General features: G+C 65.0%; 18 protein-coding genes. 7 read left to right on the top strand and 11 right to left on the bottom strand.

Going from position 1 to position 14749, the window contains the following annotated elements:
• Nucleotide 1 precedes the first annotated feature (1 nt).
• Nucleotides 2-799 carry a class II glutamine amidotransferase gene (locus ACCD07_RS04525; protein ID WP_413446626.1) on the bottom strand — a complete coding sequence of 266 codons (798 nt, stop codon included), beginning with the start codon at nt 797-799 and terminating at the stop codon, nt 2-4.
• 166 nt (nt 800-965) lie between these two features.
• On the opposite strand from ACCD07_RS04525, the gene ACCD07_RS04520 reads away from it, so the two are divergent.
• Nucleotides 966-1796: an EAL domain-containing protein gene (locus ACCD07_RS04520; protein WP_413446625.1), complete on the top strand. Its 831-nt coding sequence runs from the start codon at nt 966-968 to the stop codon at nt 1794-1796.
• A gap of 7 nt (nt 1797-1803) precedes the next feature.
• On the opposite strand, the gene ACCD07_RS04515 is transcribed toward ACCD07_RS04520, so the two are convergent.
• The gene (locus tag ACCD07_RS04515; protein WP_176651343.1) at nt 1804-2151 is read right to left on the bottom strand and encodes an energy transducer TonB; all 348 of its coding nucleotides are present in this window, start codon (nt 2149-2151) and stop codon (nt 1804-1806) included.
• A gap of 103 nt (nt 2152-2254) precedes the next feature.
• The gene (locus ACCD07_RS04510; RefSeq protein ID WP_413446624.1) at nt 2255-2425 is read right to left on the bottom strand and encodes a hypothetical protein; all 171 of its coding nucleotides are present in this window, start codon (nt 2423-2425) and stop codon (nt 2255-2257) included.
• Between ACCD07_RS04510 and ACCD07_RS04505 the strand changes: the two genes are divergently transcribed.
• Together ACCD07_RS04505 and ACCD07_RS04500 are read left to right on the top strand one after the other, a co-directional pair.
• Nucleotides 2424-2858, top strand: coding sequence for a hypothetical protein (locus ACCD07_RS04505; protein WP_413446623.1), 435 nt, complete (start codon nt 2424-2426; stop codon nt 2856-2858). The genes ACCD07_RS04510 and ACCD07_RS04505 overlap by 2 nt on opposite strands.
• A 117-nt stretch (nt 2859-2975) precedes the next feature.
• Nucleotides 2976-3701 carry a YcbK family protein gene (locus tag ACCD07_RS04500; protein ID WP_413446622.1) on the top strand — a complete coding sequence of 242 codons (726 nt, stop codon included), beginning with the start codon at nt 2976-2978 and terminating at the stop codon, nt 3699-3701.
• Nucleotides 3702-3704: 3 nt separating this feature from the next.
• Here ACCD07_RS04500 and ACCD07_RS04495 read toward each other — a convergent pair whose 3' ends face one another.
• Nucleotides 3705-3923 carry a DUF3460 family protein gene (locus tag ACCD07_RS04495; protein ID WP_176651341.1) on the bottom strand — a complete coding sequence of 73 codons (219 nt, stop codon included), beginning with the start codon at nt 3921-3923 and terminating at the stop codon, nt 3705-3707.
• 52 nt (nt 3924-3975) lie between these two features.
• Between ACCD07_RS04495 and ACCD07_RS04490 the strand changes: the two genes are divergently transcribed.
• From ACCD07_RS04490 to ACCD07_RS04475, 4 genes are all read left to right on the top strand, one after another.
• A complete protein-coding gene (locus ACCD07_RS04490; protein WP_176651340.1) occupies nt 3976-4410 on the top strand; it encodes a hypothetical protein in 435 nt (144 codons plus the stop codon).
• 22 nt (nt 4411-4432) lie between these two features.
• Nucleotides 4433-5236 carry a transporter substrate-binding domain-containing protein gene (locus tag ACCD07_RS04485; protein ID WP_413446621.1) on the top strand — a complete coding sequence of 268 codons (804 nt, stop codon included), beginning with the start codon at nt 4433-4435 and terminating at the stop codon, nt 5234-5236.
• Nucleotides 5237-5238: 2 nt separating this feature from the next.
• The gene (locus ACCD07_RS04480) at nt 5239-5904 is read left to right on the top strand and encodes an amino acid ABC transporter permease (RefSeq protein ID WP_176651338.1); all 666 of its coding nucleotides are present in this window, start codon (nt 5239-5241) and stop codon (nt 5902-5904) included.
• A 78-nt stretch (nt 5905-5982) separates the two neighbouring features.
• Nucleotides 5983-8190, top strand: a complete 2208-nt coding sequence (locus ACCD07_RS04475) for a putative bifunctional diguanylate cyclase/phosphodiesterase (protein WP_176651337.1) — start codon at nt 5983-5985, stop codon at nt 8188-8190.
• A 20-nt stretch (nt 8191-8210) separates the two neighbouring features.
• On the opposite strand, the gene ACCD07_RS04470 is transcribed toward ACCD07_RS04475, so the two are convergent.
• From ACCD07_RS04470 to flgG, 7 genes are all read right to left on the bottom strand, one after another.
• Complete coding sequence (locus ACCD07_RS04470) at nt 8211-9251, bottom strand: hypothetical protein (RefSeq protein ID WP_413446620.1); 1041 nt, start codon at nt 9249-9251, stop codon at nt 8211-8213.
• A 17-nt stretch (nt 9252-9268) separates the two neighbouring features.
• The gene (gene flgL / locus ACCD07_RS04465; RefSeq protein WP_176651335.1) at nt 9269-10180 is read right to left on the bottom strand and encodes a flagellar hook-associated protein FlgL; all 912 of its coding nucleotides are present in this window, start codon (nt 10178-10180) and stop codon (nt 9269-9271) included.
• Between the two features lie 11 nt (nt 10181-10191).
• Nucleotides 10192-11562, bottom strand: coding sequence for a flagellar hook-associated protein FlgK (gene flgK, locus ACCD07_RS04460; RefSeq protein ID WP_413446619.1), 1371 nt, complete (start codon nt 11560-11562; stop codon nt 10192-10194).
• Between the two features lie 103 nt (nt 11563-11665).
• Nucleotides 11666-12124 (bottom strand): rod-binding protein, encoded by a 459-nt coding sequence (locus ACCD07_RS04455; RefSeq protein WP_176651333.1) that lies wholly within the window; start codon nt 12122-12124, stop codon nt 11666-11668.
• Between the two features lie 9 nt (nt 12125-12133).
• The gene (locus ACCD07_RS04450; protein ID WP_176651332.1) at nt 12134-13252 is read right to left on the bottom strand and encodes a flagellar basal body P-ring protein FlgI; all 1119 of its coding nucleotides are present in this window, start codon (nt 13250-13252) and stop codon (nt 12134-12136) included.
• 23 nt (nt 13253-13275) lie between these two features.
• Nucleotides 13276-13944 (bottom strand): flagellar basal body L-ring protein FlgH, encoded by a 669-nt coding sequence (flgH, locus tag ACCD07_RS04445; RefSeq protein ID WP_413446618.1) that lies wholly within the window; start codon nt 13942-13944, stop codon nt 13276-13278.
• Nucleotides 13944-14735, bottom strand: a complete 792-nt coding sequence (gene flgG, locus ACCD07_RS04440) for a flagellar basal-body rod protein FlgG (RefSeq protein WP_176651330.1) — start codon at nt 14733-14735, stop codon at nt 13944-13946. Before flgG ends, flgH begins: the two co-directional genes overlap by 1 nt.
• Between the last annotated feature and the right edge of the window lie 14 nt (nt 14736-14749).

Here is a 14749-nt window from a genome sequence, read left to right as displayed (position 1 = left end):
GCTAGCAGCACACCTCCAGCTGCCATTGCGGCCGCCGCGCCGGCGCGGCGCCGACTTCTTCGCCGCCGACAAACAGCTTCAGCTCGCCCGGTGCGAGCCTGGTCCACGCTTCGTTGGAGGTCAGCGGTTGCGTGGCGATGACGGCGATGCGGTCGTCCAGGTGATTGTGCTTGCTGAAGTCGATGTTCAGGTCGCAATCTACCAGCTGCGCCACCGAAAACGGATATTCCCTCACCACGTAGTGCAGGTCGGTGCTGCAATGGGCGAACAGCATTTCGCCGTTCGACAGGATGAAATTGAAGGTGCCGTGCGCCGCGATTTCGCCGGCCAACGTTTCCAGCGCGGCATACAGGACATGGCGCGGCGGCTGGGCGTCGAAGCGCAGCGCCAGGCCGGACAGCAGGTGGCAGAAGGCGCGCTCGCTGTCGGTGTCGCCCCACGGCGAGTACAGGCTGGGATTCGGATCGAACAACTTCAGGTCGCCGTTGTGGGCGAAGGACCAGGTTTGGCCCCACAGCTCGCGCGTGAACGGGTGGCTGTTCTCCAGCGAGATGCGGCCCTGCGTGGCCTTGCGGATATGGGCGACGACGTTCCTGGCCTTGATCGGATTGTTCCTGATCTGCTCGGCCAGCGGCGAATCGATCGAGGCCAGCGAATCGGTGTACAGGCGGCAGCCGCCGGCGGTGTGCAGCGCGATGCCCCAACCGTCGCGGTGCTCGTTGCCGCGCAGCGCGAAGCCGGCGAAGGAGAAGTCCACGGCGGCGGGTTTGCTGCTGCTCATGGCGAGTAATTGGCACATGGTATGGAAGCGCTCAGTGTCGCGGTAGTGTCGATGTCCCACGATAACGGCCGCGCCAAGCGGACGGAACGAATGTTTTGGCATATCCATAGCTGAAAGCATTCGTTCAGCTTTTGCGAGCGCGGGCCTACGCTGTCGGTATTGCTTGCAACAACCGAGGAGCTTCATGACTTTCCCCATCCTGCAAAAATACCTGGAGCGCTTATCCGAAGCGCGCGGCGCGACCGGTGCCGCTTCCAGCATCTGGCTCGATCACGAGGGCAAGGCGCAGGGACGATTTTTCAATTGCACCATGAGCAGCGCGTTCCAGCCTATCCGGCAACTGGACGGCGGCGCGGTGCATGCGTACGAAGGCCTGGCGCGCAGCGTGTCGGCGCAGGACCAGGGCCTGTCGCTGTGGAAGCTGCTGGACCACGCCGCCAGCGACGACGAATCGATCGAGCTCGACCGGCTGTGCCGCATGCTGCATGCGATTAATTTCTTCCGCCAGGCGGGCGAGGGGAGCGAGGATTTGTTCCTGAACGTGCACGACCGCCTGCTGAGCGCGGTCAGCAGCAATCACGGCCATGCGTTCCGCCGCATCCTCGACGCGCTGGAACTGCCGCTGGACCGGGTGGTGCTGCAACTGCCGGCGGCTTCGCCGCAGCAAGGCTGGCTGCTGAATTATGTGTCCGATAACTACCGTCGCAACGGCTTCCGTTTCGCCGTCAACGTGCAAGGGGCGCGCGAAGCCCTGCATCTGCTGGAGCGCTTGCGTCCGGACGTGTTCAAGCTCGATGTGCGCGACCTGCAGGATGGGCGCGATGTGCTGGACTTGTTGAAACGCAGCGCGGAGGCTGGCGTCAAGGTGGTGTTCAAACGGCTGGAAACGCCGCAGGCGCTGACGGTGCTGCGTCAATTGGGCGAATCGGCCGGCGTGCCGCTGCTGGCGCAGGGCTATCTGCTGGACGAACCGCATGCGCAGCTGCTGGCACCGGAGCGCCAGGCAGCCGCGTAATTCCACATCAGTTCAGGACCCATTTGTATTGCACGACAGCCCAAACGGCGGCGTTAGCGCTATCTTTGGACGCTGGCTCGAACTTGCAGGTGGTGCCGGCGCGCAGCGATGCCTTGTCCAGCGCGCGGTAGCCGCTCGACTCGACGACCTTGGCTTCTTGTACCGATCCATCGGCGCCAACCAGCACGGCCAGGCGGACGACGCCCTGCAGGTCGTCGTCTTGCCATGCGGCGCGATAGGATGGGGTGGAGCAGTCGGCCGATTCCAGGCGGGCGGTCGATTCGGCGGCGTTGGCGGCAAAGGCCGACAGCAACAGGGTGGAAGCAATGGCGGCGGTGCGGATTTTGGCAAACATGGTGGACTCCAGTAAGTTAAGTTCAAAAATATTGCTGGTACGTATTAAATATACTGCGTCGCAGCATATATTGAAAATTTATTGTTGGAATGATGGTCATGGTTTAAACGTATAACTTGCAAACGTTTTCAAATCCGATACGGTTATTTTGCATCGCATCAAAATTTGCATCATTTTTATTTTGGATGCGGCGGGCCAGCCGATAGGGAGATTGCATTTGTACTTCGTGGCGGGGCTGCTTAAATGGAAGCTCCAGTCCAAGGAGGCGCATCATGAAAATTGTGAACTTAGCCGTCGTGCTGGGCGTAATGGCCTGGTTGCCGCCGACACAGGCGCAGCAAACCGAGCAGGATACGGTGGTGCCGATCAAGGCCAGCGAAGGGAGGATCGAACTGCCTGTGAACTACCGCAAGATGTGGCCCGATAATTACCAGGATATCAAGGGCGGCTACACGCTCTCCAACGGCATGACGCTGTCGATCGTCAGCCGCGGCACCGGCATGTACGCCTATGTGGATGACGACCAGCCGCACAAGATCGTCGCCACCGGAAGCAATACCTACGTCGCGCTGGACCGGCAGCTGAAAGTGGAGCTGGTGCGCGAGGGGGACGAGGCGTCGGGCTGGGTCACCATGGTGGTGCCGCCGCGAACGCTGGCCAGCGGCGAGGTGGTGCCGGAAAAACTGCTGGTTTTCGCCCTGCGCTGATCGAAACCGGGGCTTTGCTGTTTTTCTTTTTCCCTCTGCATACGCTATAGTATCCATATCGTTTTTCACGGGTAGTCTATGGCATCGCGCAGAGAGTTTTTACAGCAGGGTTTGGGTGTGACGGCGGCAAGTTTCCTGGCGGTGCCGCTGATAGGATGCGCGTCCGGCAGCAGCGTGCGGCATGCGGCGACCAGCGCCGCCAAGCCGGCCGGACATGCACCGGTAGCGGCGCCGCCGCCCGCTGTGGCGCAGGCCAGGCCGGCCGCCGGCATGGGCCGCGCGTCGGCGCAGTCGGCGCCCAGCGGCAGCGGCGAGATGGAACCGCCGCCGGATATTTTCGACGCCCAGGCGCTGGACCTGGAGTTCTGGCTCAAGCCGCGCACCATCGACGTGATCCGCCCGGCCAGCGGCGAGCGCGCCAAGCTGCTGTACTGGCGGGACGGCGAGATCATCGAATCGGCCTACCAGGACTTGTGCCACTTGCTGCGCGACGTCAACGGCAAGGAAACCGCGCGCATCGATCCCAAGCTGTTTGAAACGCTGTGGGGTACGCAGGCTTTTGTGGCGCGCTACGGCATCGACACGCCTTTGGAGATCCTGTCGGGCTACCGCACGGCGGCCTCCAACCAGAAGCTGCGCGAAGCGGGCGTGCCGGCGGCGCGCCAGTCGTTGCACATCGAAGGGCGCGCGGCCGATATCCGCCTGGCCAACCTGAACGCCGAGGTGCTGGGCGGCCTGGTCAAGAGTTTCCGCCAGGGCGGGGTCGGCTTCTACTACCGCGCCGGCCCGCGCGGCGGCTGGATCCATGCGGATACCGGCCTCAAGCGCACTTGGAAGGGCTGAACCCTACTCGTAGAAATACGAGTGGTAGACGGTCGGCTTCAAGTTGGCCTGGGCCTCGCGGTCTATGCTTTTCGGATCGACCGGCCGCTCCCACCAGATGCGCCAGCCCAGGGTCTGGTCTTGCTGGACTTCGGGATGCTGGTGCAGATAGCCGTCCATGAAGCGGGTGAATTCCGAGACGTATTCGCGGCGTCCGGGGCCGTACGGGTACTTATATTTCATGACTTTCCTCCCATCGAGTAAACTGGCGGCTTGGCAAGCGAACAGGAATGGTATGCAAGACGACAATGAGCAACTGCGTGAGCAACTGCGCGATCCGCCCCGTTTCCGGCCGGTGCCGTGGAGCGGGCTGGAAACGCCGGCCGACGTGGAGCTGTGGATAGCCGAGCACAACCTCAGCCTGCAGGAGCACATCGGCAAGAACGAGACCGGCTACGGGGTCTGCTTCACCTTGGCCGAAGGCGGCGAGATCTACATGCAGACCACGCAGGACGGCGCCCTGATATTGGATGTTACGCCGGAGGCGGAATGGGTGGCGCCCCTGATCATGGCGGCCGCGCGCGTGGACGAGGCGCCGGCGGGCAGGCTGTGGGTGCTGCCGGACGATAAACTGATACAGTTGATGATAGGACTGAGCGGCCTGATCGCCAGTTCCATCCTGGTCGCGGGCCATGATTTCGGCCTGCGTCGACGCATGGGCGCCTGGTAGCGCCTGACAATAAAGGAATTCCATGCAAAAACGCGATTTCACTTTCAAGCTGGCGCAGGGTGCCCTGCTGACCTTGGCCTTGTCCCTTGCGGCGCTGCCTGCTTCCGCCGCCGACCTGCTGGCCACCGTCAAGGCGCGCGGCACGCTCAAGGTGGCGATGGAGGGCACTTATCCGCCGTTCAATTACAAGGACCAGAAAACCGGCGAACTGGCCGGCTACGACGTCGACGTGGCGCGCCTGCTGGGCGCGAAGCTGGGCCTGAAAGTGGAGTTCGTCAGCAGCGAGTGGGCCAGCATCCTGGCCGGGCTGTCGGCCAATAAATACGACGTGATCATTTCGCAGGTCGGCATCAATCCCAAGCGCGAGCAGGCGTTCGACTTCTCGGTGCCGTACATTTATTCGATGCCGCAGCTGATCGTGCGCAAGGACGAGAAGGCCGCCTACAAGGCGCTGGCCGACCTGAAAGGCAAGAAGCTGGGCGTGGGGCAGGGCAGCGTGTATGAACAGCAAGCCAAGGCGGTGCCGGGCATCGATGTGCGCAGCTATGCGGCGGCGCCGGACACCATGTCCGACCTGGCCAGCGGCCGCCTGGACGCGGCGCTCAACGACAGCCTGATGTCGGCCTATCTGCTGAAGATCTCCAAGCTGCCGATCAAGGCCGGCGCGCAGGTGGGCGCGGTCGAGCGCATGGGCATTCCGTTCCAGAAGGGCAATCCGCAATTCAAGGAGGCGCTGAACAAGGCGCTGGCCGACATTTCCGCCGACGGCAGCCTGAAGGCGGTCTCGCTGAAGTGGTTCGGCATCGACGTCAGCAAGGCGCCGTAAGCATGGATGTGCGGGACTTGATGGAGTTGCTGCGCGAAGCGGCGCCGGTCATGCTGCGCGGCGCCGGCTATACGGTGATCTTCGCGCTGGCCTCGATGCTGGGCGGGCTGCTGATCGGCTTCCCGGTGGCGGTGATGCGCATCCTGCCGTACCGCTTGCTGCGCTGGCCGGCCAGCGTGTATGTCAGCCTGATGCGCGGCACGCCGCTGCTGGTGCAGATGTTCGTCATCTATTACGGCCTGCCCAGCGTCGGCGTCGAATTCACGCCGGTGACGGCGGGCATCCTGGCGCTGAGCCTGAATGCCGGCGCGTTCTTGTCGGAAAGCCTGCGCGGCGCCATCGGCGCGGTCAGCAAGGGGCAGTGGGCCGCCAGCTACAGCCTGGGCCTGGGCTACTGGTCGACGCTGTATTTCGTCGTGCTGCCGCAGGCGCTGCGCATCGCGGTGCCGGCCATGAGCAACACCCTGATCAGCCTGATCAAGGACACCTCGCTGGTGTCGGTCATCACGATGACGGAACTGATGCTGTCGACCAAGGAAGTGATCGCCACCACGTTCCGGCCGTTGCCGCTGTACGTGGCCGCCGCGCTGATCTACTGGGTGCTCAGCCTGCTGTTTGAAGCGCTGCAACGGCGCGCGGAACAACGCCTGAACCGCGCGCACCGCTGACGCAGCCGATCCTGGCGCTGCTTTGCTCGACAGCGTAGCGCTTAGATGCTAGTCTGGACCCCTACGCAAAGGGGCGCCATGGAGAAGCTGACACCACTATCCACGAGCGAATCGCACGGTCGGCGGCAGCCGGTTTCCGAGGCCCGGCTCGGCATGCTCAACGACATGGCTATCATGGGCGAAGCCGCCGCGGTGGCCGCCTATGCGGAGTCGGCTGCGGCCGATCCCGCCGTCGAGCAAGAGTGCTTCAACGATATCTACCTGCTGGCGCCGGTCGGCTATTTCGTGCTCGGCTTCGACACCACCATCCTGCAGATGAACGTGGTCGGCGCCGATGTGCTGGGCCTGCCGCGCAGCAATCCTGACCGCGTGCCGTTCCGCGAGTTCATCGCCACGCGTTTCCACCAGGATTTCGACGAGTTCCTGCGGCGCGCGCTCAACAGCAAACTGCCCGAACATTGCGACCTGCAAATGGTGCGCGCGCGCAACCAGCAGGGCTTTCCGGTCACGCTGCGCGCCAGCGCCGACAGCAGCGGCCAGGCGATCCGCGTGGTGCTGGAGCTGGCCGAAGGCAAGCTGGCCGCGCTGGAGCGCAGCGAGGAGCGCTTCCGCCGCATCGTCCACAGCGCCGAGGAGGGCATCTGGGAAATCGACGGCGCCGCCCGCACCAGCTTTGTCAACCCGAAGATGGCGCAGATGCTGGGCTACGCCATCGAGGATATGCTGGAGCAGCCGCTGGTGGCCTTCATGGACGACGAGGGCCGGGCCCTGCTCGAGCGCAACATCGCGCGGCGCCAGCTCGGCGTTTCCGAACGCCACGAATTCAAGTTCCTGCGCAAGGACGGCAGCGAGCTGTGGGCCACGCTGGCCACCAATCCCATCTTCGACGCCGACGGCACCTATCTGGGCGCGCTGGCGCTGGTGACCGATATCACGGCGGACCGCGCCTCGAGCGAGCTGGTCTGGCAACGGGCCAATTTCGATACGCTGACGACGCTGCCCAACCGCCACATGTTTCTCGACCGGCTGGCGCAGGAGGTCAAGAAGGCGCGCCGCGACGGGCTGCAGCTGGCGCTGCTGTTTGTCGACCTGGACGGCTTCAAGCAGGTCAACGACACGCTGGGCCACGACCAGGGCGACGTGCTGCTGGTGGAGGCGGCGCGGCGCATCGGCGCCAGCGTGCGCACCTCGGACACGGTGGCGCGGCTGGGCGGCGACGAGTTCACGGTGATCCTGCCCGGCCTCGACCGCATGGCCGGCATCGACCGCATCGCCGAGGCCATGCTGGCGCTGCTGAACCGGCCGTTCAAGCTGGGCGCGGCCAGTCCGTCGATCTCGGCCAGCATCGGCATCGCGCTGTTCCCGGACGACGCGGATGCACCGGAAGAGTTGCTGCGCCAGGCCGACCAGGCCATGTACGCGGCCAAGCAGGCCGGCCGCAACCGCTACAGCTACTTCACCGAGGATTTGCAGCTGGCGGCCCACGCGCGCCAGCAACTGGCGCTGGACTTGCGCTCGGCGCTGTCCTCGCAGCAGTTCGAGCTGCATTACCAGCCCATCCTCAACCTGCTGGACGGCCGCGTCGAGCGCGCCGAGGCGCTGCTGCGCTGGCGCCATCCGCAGCGCGGCCTGCTGGCGCCGGCCGAGTTCCTGCCGGCCGCCGAATCGAGCGGGATGATGATGGAGATCGGCGACTGGGTATTCCGCCAGGCCGCGCAACAGGCGCGCCGCTGGCAGGACGAGCTGGGCGCCGGCTTCCAGATCAGCATCAACCAGTCGCCGGCGCAGTTCCGCGGCGACGCCGCGCTGTATGCGGCCTGGCTGGCCTACGCGACCGGGCTGGGACTGGCGCCGCGCAGCATCGTCATCGAGATCGCCGAAGGCGTGCTGATGGACAGCACGCCGCAAGTGGCGGAACGCCTGGCGGCGCTGCGCGAGATGGGCTTGCAGGTGGCGCTGGATAATTTCGGCACCGGCTACGCCTCGCTGTCGCACCTGAAGCGGGTCGGCATCGACCTGCTCAAGCTGGACCAGAGCTTCATCGCGCATGTGGCCAGCGACAGCGGCGACCTGGCGATGTGCGAGGCGCTGATCGTGATGGCGCACAAGCTGGGGCTGAAGGTGGTGGCGGAGGGCGTCGAGACGTCGGCGCAGAGCGCCTTGCTGGCGCTGGCCGGCTGCGATTATGCGCAGGGCTATCTGTATTCGGGAGCGTTGCCGGCGGCGCAGTTCGGCGAGCTGGCGCGGCAGGCGCTGGCCAATCCGCCCAAGCCCGGCCTGAGGTGATGTCTTGAGGTGATGCCGGCTTAGCGCAAGCTCAGCAGTGAAATCACGCGCTCGCGGCTGATGCCCGCCAGCGCCGACGTGATCGACAGCAGCGACTGGTAGCCGGGCTGTTTGGCGGTCGAGACGAAATTCTGCGCCACTTGGTCCATGCCGGCGGTGCTGTCGTTCGGCGCCGCGCTCTGCACCCGTTCGCTGACCTGGTTGAGCGCCGTGTGCACCGACGCGATCGCCTGCTCCACCTGGGCCAGCGCCTGCACCACCTGCTGCAGCGTGGTGCGGATGGAATCGGCGTCCGAGGTCTGCCAGCTGTCCGGATCGACCGCCGGCGCTTCGGCCTCGGCCTTGACGCGGTTCATCTGGCCGGTGGGGAAGCGGGTGCCGCCGCCCTGCACGGCGATGGTGTCGCGCACATTGCCCCAGGACGATTCCGGCGTGCTGAATTCCAGCTGGCCGTCGTCGTTGAGGTCGGCGCGCACGCCGGTCGGCGCCAGCGCGTCGTCGAAGCGCTGGGCGATTTCCTGGTCGCTCAGGCCCGGCTCCAGCACCACCGAACGCAGGTTCTGGCCGCCGCCGATGGAGATCGCCAGCACTTCGCGGCCGCCGTTGCGCAGGTTGGCCAGCGACATGCCGCGCACGGTGAAGCGGGTGGTGGTGCTCTTGTTGCTGAATTTGAGGCGGGCATCGAGCGTGCCGCCGGACGCCTGGCTGCGGTTGCGCCAGGTGTTGCTGAACTGGCGCACGCGCGCGTCCAGCGTGCCGTCGCTGCGCTGGCGGTTGGCCAGGCGGGCGCTGAGGTCGGCCTTCAGGTTGCGCAGCTGGGCCGCGCTTTGTTCGAGGAAGTCCAGCGCCTGCTGGGCGCCGGAAATGTCGCCCTGCAGCGGCTGGTCCCAATTGTTCAGCCCGCGCCGCAGCGGCGCCGCCGAGGTCGGCGTCGGCGTGACCGGCAAGGCCGTGGCCGCGTTCTCGCCATTCAGCCCCAGCGCGGTGCCGTCCACCGCGCTGGCATTGCTGGCGCTGCCAGGAACAATGACAGTGGGAGTGGAATTGGGCGAGATTTGCATGACAGTTCAGTCTTTATTTACAGAATATTGAACAGCGACAGGTTGCTGATCTTGGAATACGCCTTGTACGACGATTGCAGGGCCAGATTGTAACCGTTCAGCTGGGTCGCGGCGTCGCCGTAGTCGAGTTGCCCCAGGTCCAGCAGCGCGTTCTGGTTCGACAGGCTGACGTTGGCGTGGTTGCCGTCGAGCGTGCTCATGATGTTTTGCGCGCCGCCCAAGTCGGCGATCTTGCCCGACACCTGGTCCAGCGCCGCCTCGGCGCCGTCCATATTGGCCTTCAACGCGGCTTGCAGCGACGGCGTGCTGGGCGACACGCCGGGCGCGCTCAGTTCGGCGACGGTGGTGTCCATCTGGTTCAGCAGCGCTTCCAGGCCGGACAGGTTGACGTTGGCCGTCTGCGAGATGCCGTTGCCGACCACCACTTTTTGCTGGTTGGTGTTGCCGGTGAAAGTGTAGCGCGAACCGACCGGCTGCGTCGCGTCGTAGGTGATGGAGGGCGTGTTGGTCAGCGTGCCGGAAAACACATAGCGGCCTTCCTGGTCCTTTTCATTGGCGCTGTAGAAAATACTGTCGCGCAGCGAGGACATGGTGTTGACCATGGAGCCGAGGTCGGCGTCGGAGTTGCCGCCGTCCGAGGCCCAGACCAGCTGGTCGTGGCTTTCGGTGATGTCGTTGGTGATACTGGAGAGGAAGGTCTCGTTCTTGTCCAGGCGGATCTTGACCGCCGCGATATTGTCGCGGTACTGGCCGACGATGGCTTCCTCGCGCGTCAGGCGCGACAGGCGCACGTTGGTGACCGGGTCGTCCGACGGCAGCTGGATCTTGTTGCCGGACGCCATTTGGGCGGTGATCTGGGCCAGATGGCTCTGGTTATCCTGCAGGCCGCGGTTCATGGTGGCCTGGAACTGACTGGTGGCGATGCGCATACAGGCTCTCCTTAACCGAACATTTGCAAGGTGGCGTCAAACAAGGTGTTGGCGACGGCGATCACCTTCATGTTGGCCTGGTACATATTCTGGAATTCCACCAGGTTGATCGCCTCCTCGTCGGTGTTGACGGCGCTGGTCGATTTCCAGTCGTCTTCCGATTGCTGGCGGATGGTGGTGGCGGTGTTCAACAGCGCCTGGTTCTGCTGGCTGTCGATGCCCAGCTTGCCGACGATCTGGGTGTCGGCGTCACCCAGCAGCACGCTGCCCAGCGTGGTCAGCGTGATCGGCTGGCCCTTGATGTCGACCAGTTTTTGCAGGTTGCCGCTGTCGCCGGGCGTGCCGTCGCTGGAGAACGCCAGGTCGGCGGTGGTGTAGCCGGTGGCCACCTGCAGCAGGCCGGTGGCGCTGGTCGGATTGAACGTCAGCAGCGGACCGCCGGCGGTGCCGGCGTTGTTGAAGCCAGCCGCCAGCTGGGTATTGACCTTGTTCGACATCTGCTCGGCGATCTCGGAGATCGACTTCTGCAGCGGTTTCAGCGTATTTTCCTGGTAGTCGGCCAGGCCGCCCAGTTGGCCGCCGACCTTGGTGTCGTCCAGGCGGAAGGTGGTGTTGGCGAACTTCAGCGTCAGTTGCTGGGTGCCGGTGCTGGTGTCGAACGCCATCGTCGCCGACAGGTTGCTGACCACCAGCGGCTGGCCGCTCTTCAGCGAGACGCTGGCGGTGCCGTCCGGATTGTTGATCACTTCCACCGCCACCTGCGAGGCGACGCTGTCGATCAGTTGCTCGCGCTTGTCGATCAGCGCCGAGGTGTTGGTGCCGTTGGCGCCGGTGGCGATGATCTGCTGGTTGAGCGCGGCGATGCCGGCGATCGATTCGTTCAGGCCGGGCAGGATGGCCGAGCGCTGCTGCTGGACCGAAATCAGCTGGTTGGCGGTGACGTTGTAAATGCTGTTGAACTGCTGCGACATCGAGTCGGCGGCGGTGATCACCTGCTGGCGCAGCGGGGTCGAGGTCGGGTCGACGCCGGCGGCGTTGAGCGCCTTGAAGAAATTGTCGATACCATAACTCAGGCTGGATTTGTCATCGCTCATGACTTTTTCCATCTGGGTCAGGTAGGGCTGCACCTGAGTGCGCGATCCCAGGTCGGAATTGGCGCGCCACAGTTGCTGGGTCTTGTAAGAATCGCTGAAACGCAGCAGCGAGCCGACCGCCACGCCATTGCCGGGGCTCATGGCGGAGCCATCGCCGGCGTTGGTCTGCAGCAGCACGCCCTGACGGGTGTAGCCTTTGGTCTGCGAGTTGGCGATGTTCTGGCTGACCGTGTTCAGGGCAGCCTGGGCGGCCAGGGCGCCGGACAGTGCGTTGTAAGAGATGCTCATATTGCAAGGGTCTTTCCTGGTGAAGGCCGCAGGAGCAGTAGCTTGCAGTGATCAAGTGACTTCCACCGCCTCCACTGCTCCATTACTCGTAAAGGGCGACCGCTTACCGCGCAGGATTAAGCGTGGCGCCAATTTTTTGCGATTCAGCAACATTCGCCGCGCTGTCGCGGCCCGGCAGCGCGGTGTTCAGCGGCTGCGGCGTGCTGGCCGGCGGCAACAGCTGGCGCAGGATGGCGTCGGCCACGCCGAAGGCGCGCTGGCCGGCCAGCTGGTCGGCCACCAGGTTGTCGGCCATGTCCAGCATATCCTCGTTGATCTTGTCCTTGAACACGCTGTCCTCGGCGGCCAGCTCGCGGGTGCCGGAGCGCATCTGGTGCAGCATGTGGCCGATGAAGAAGCTCTCGAACTTGATCGCCGCCTGGGTGGCCTTGGCGCGGTAGGCCGGGTCGACGCTGTCGTCGCTGCCAGCGGCGGCCACCGGCGCGACGTGGGTTTCGTTCAGCTGGTCGGCCACGCCTACGCGCATGGTGCTGGCATCGAATTGGGAAGGTACCAGGCTCATAGGGATTCCTTAAATGACGACCAGTTCGCCTTCGATGGCGCCGGCCTGGTCGAGCGCCTGCAGGATCGCCATGATGTCGTCCGGCGAGGCGCCGAGGCTGTTGATGACGTCGATGATCGATTGCAGCTTGGCGCCGGCCGGCCACTTGAACATCTGGCCCGAGCCCTGGTCGACGCTGACCTGCGATTGCGGCGTGGCCACGGTGTTGCCCTGGGCGAAGGCGTTCGGCTGGCTGACCTTGGTCGATTCGGAGATCACCACCTTCAGCGAGCCGTGGGTGACGGCGGCGGCGCGCACGCGCAGGCCGTCGGCGATGACCACGGTGCCGGTGCGCGAATTGAACACCACCTTCGGCGAATCGTCGCCGACCTCGATCGACAGCGCCTCCAGCTTGGCCATGAAGGCCACGCGCTGGGTCGGGTTGGCCGGGGCCACCACGTCGATGCTGGTGGCGTCGCTGGTGCTGGCGATGTCGCCGAAGCGCTTGTTGATGGTGTCGACGATGTTGATGGCGGTCTGGAAATGCGGATGGCGCAGCGACAGGCGTACCGTCGGCTTGGTCGAGAAATCGGTGCCGATTTCGCGCTCGATCGCGGCGCCGCTCGGAATGCGGCCGGAGGTCGGGGTGTTGACGGTGACCGAGGAGCCGCTCTTGCCGGAAGCGCTGAAGCCGCCGACGACGACGTTGCCCTGGGCCAGCGCGTAGACTTCATTGTCGGCCGCGCGCAGCGGGGTCAGCAGCAGGGCGCCGCCGCGCAGGCTCTTGGCGTCGCCCATCGACGACACCACGACGTCGATGTTCTGGCCCTTGCGGTAGCCGGGCGGGAACACCGCCGACACCATGACGGTGGCGACGTTCTTGGACTTGGCGTCGGTGCCGTCCGGCACCTTGACGCCGAACTGCTTGAGCATATTGATCACCGACTGGCTGGCGAACTTGACCTGGGTCGAGTCGCCGCTGCCGTTGAGGCCGACCACCAGGCCGTAGCCGACCAGCGGGTTGTCGCGCATGCCTTCGACGGCGACCAGGTTGCGCAGCACCTGCGCGGCCCGGGCCGGCACGGCCGCGAAGCCGAGGCAGAGGGCGAGTGGCAGGGCAAGGGCGCGGGACAGCTTGCGGAAATTCATGAGTTCACCCAATCAAAGACTGCTTAAAACGGATTCCACGGGCCATTGAAAAAGCGCGACAGCCAGCCCGCCGACTGCGTGTCGGCCAGGGTGCCCTGCGCCGAGTAGGCGATGCTGGCGTTGGCGATGCGCAGCGACGACACCTGGTTGTCGGCGTCGATGTCGGCCGGGCGCAGGAAGCCGCGCAGGCGGACGAATTCCTCGCCCTGGTTCAGGGTCAGCGTTTTTTCGCCGGACACGCGCAGCAGCCCGTTCGGCAGCACTTCCTGCACGATGACGGTGATGGCGCCGGTCAGCGTGTTCTGCTGGGTGCTGGTGGCGTCGCCGGCGAAGGAATTGGACGCGCCCAGGCCGATGCCACCCTTGGGGAAGGTCTTGCCCAGGATATTGGGGGCATTGATGGTGTCGGCCGAATTCTTGGAATAGCTGGTGCCGGCCTTCTTGCTGGCCTGCGTGGTTTCCTGCAAGGTCACGGTGACCACGTCGCCGACGCGGAAGGCGCGGCTGTCCGAGGTCAGCGACAGGCCCAGGTCGGTGCTGAAGACGCCGCCGGAAGTACCCTTGGCGCCGATGCTGCGCGACACGGCCGGCGGCTCGGCCGACGGACCGGGCCGCACCGGTGGCGGCGCGAGGCTGGCACAGCCGGCCAGCAACAAGGCCAGGACGGCCGAGGCGGGCAGTGCGGGTTTCATCAGCGGGCGGCCTGCGACAGGTATTGCAGCATATTGTCGGCGGCCGACAGCACCTTGGTGTTCATTTCGTAGGTGCGCTGGGCGGCGATCATGTCGACCATTTCCTCGACCACCTGGACGTTGGAACCTTCCAGCGCGCCTTGCTTGAGCTTGCCCCACTGGGCGTCGCCCGGCTTGCCTTCGGTCGGCGTGCCGCTCGACGGCGTTTCGGCGAACAGGTTCTCGCCCAGGGCCAGCAGGCCGGTCGGGTTGATGAAGCTGGTCAGCGTCAGCTGGCCCAGCTGGCTGGCGGTGGTGTTGCCGGCCAGGGTGGCCGAGACGGTGCCATCTTCGCCGATGGTCAGCGAGGTGGCGTTGGTCGGCACGGTGATCTGCGGGATCAGCGGCAGGCCGTGGGCGTTGACCAGGATGCCGTTGGCGTCGACCTGCAGCTGGCCGGCGCGGGTGTAGGCGGTTTCGCCGTTGGGCTGGCGCACCGACAGGAAGCCGTTGCCCATGATGGCGACGTCAAGCGAGTTGCCGGTCGTTTGCAGGCTGCCGGTGGTGAACACTTTTTGCGTGCCGACCATGTGCACGCCGTTACCCAGCTGTACGCCGGACGGCGCCAGCGTGTTGTTGTCGGCGCGCTGCGTGCCCGGCTGCTGTTCCACCGAGTAGAACAGGTCTTCGAACACCACGCGGTCGCGCTTGAAGCCGACGGTGTTGGCGTTGGCCAGGTTGTTGGCGATGGCTTGCAGTTTTTCGTCCTGCGCCTGCACGCCGGTTTTGCTGATCCACATTGCTGGATTCATAGTATCTCTCCTTG

Origin of the sequence: Duganella sp. Dugasp56, assembly GCF_047304105.1 — a bacterium.
Lineage (GTDB): Bacteria > Pseudomonadota > Gammaproteobacteria > Burkholderiales > Burkholderiaceae_D > Rugamonas > Rugamonas hordei.
This window is presented reverse-complemented; position numbering and strand designations above follow the sequence as displayed.

What these genes read in the sequence shown, in the direction of transcription:
- ACCD07_RS04525 (WP_413446626.1), bottom strand. Translation starts at nt 799, where the DNA reads ATGTGCCAATTACTCGCCATGAGCAGCAGCAAACCCGCCGCCGTGGAC.
- ACCD07_RS04520 (WP_413446625.1), top strand. Translation starts at nt 966, where the DNA reads ATGACTTTCCCCATCCTGCAAAAATACCTGGAGCGCTTATCCGAAGCG.
- ACCD07_RS04515 (WP_176651343.1), bottom strand. Translation starts at nt 2,151, where the DNA reads ATGTTTGCCAAAATCCGCACCGCCGCCATTGCTTCCACCCTGTTGCTG.
- ACCD07_RS04505 (WP_413446623.1), top strand. Translation starts at nt 2,424, where the DNA reads ATGAAAATTGTGAACTTAGCCGTCGTGCTGGGCGTAATGGCCTGGTTG.
- ACCD07_RS04510 (WP_413446624.1), bottom strand. Translation starts at nt 2,425, where the DNA reads ATGATGCGCCTCCTTGGACTGGAGCTTCCATTTAAGCAGCCCCGCCAC.
- ACCD07_RS04495 (WP_176651341.1), bottom strand. Translation starts at nt 3,923, where the DNA reads ATGAAATATAAGTACCCGTACGGCCCCGGACGCCGCGAATACGTCTCG.
- ACCD07_RS04490 (WP_176651340.1), top strand. Translation starts at nt 3,976, where the DNA reads ATGCAAGACGACAATGAGCAACTGCGTGAGCAACTGCGCGATCCGCCC.
- ACCD07_RS04485 (WP_413446621.1), top strand. Translation starts at nt 4,433, where the DNA reads ATGCAAAAACGCGATTTCACTTTCAAGCTGGCGCAGGGTGCCCTGCTG.
- ACCD07_RS04480 (WP_176651338.1), top strand. Translation starts at nt 5,239, where the DNA reads ATGGATGTGCGGGACTTGATGGAGTTGCTGCGCGAAGCGGCGCCGGTC.
- ACCD07_RS04475 (WP_176651337.1), top strand. Translation starts at nt 5,983, where the DNA reads ATGGAGAAGCTGACACCACTATCCACGAGCGAATCGCACGGTCGGCGG.
- ACCD07_RS04470 (WP_413446620.1), bottom strand. Translation starts at nt 9,251, where the DNA reads ATGCAAATCTCGCCCAATTCCACTCCCACTGTCATTGTTCCTGGCAGC.
- flgL (WP_176651335.1), bottom strand. Translation starts at nt 10,180, where the DNA reads ATGCGCATCGCCACCAGTCAGTTCCAGGCCACCATGAACCGCGGCCTG.
- flgK (WP_413446619.1), bottom strand. Translation starts at nt 11,562, where the DNA reads ATGAGCATCTCTTACAACGCACTGTCCGGCGCCCTGGCCGCCCAGGCT.
- ACCD07_RS04455 (WP_176651333.1), bottom strand. Translation starts at nt 12,124, where the DNA reads ATGAGCCTGGTACCTTCCCAATTCGATGCCAGCACCATGCGCGTAGGC.
- ACCD07_RS04450 (WP_176651332.1), bottom strand. Translation starts at nt 13,252, where the DNA reads ATGAATTTCCGCAAGCTGTCCCGCGCCCTTGCCCTGCCACTCGCCCTC.
- flgH (WP_413446618.1), bottom strand. Translation starts at nt 13,944, where the DNA reads ATGAAACCCGCACTGCCCGCCTCGGCCGTCCTGGCCTTGTTGCTGGCC.
- flgG (WP_176651330.1), bottom strand. Translation starts at nt 14,735, where the DNA reads ATGAATCCAGCAATGTGGATCAGCAAAACCGGCGTGCAGGCGCAGGAC.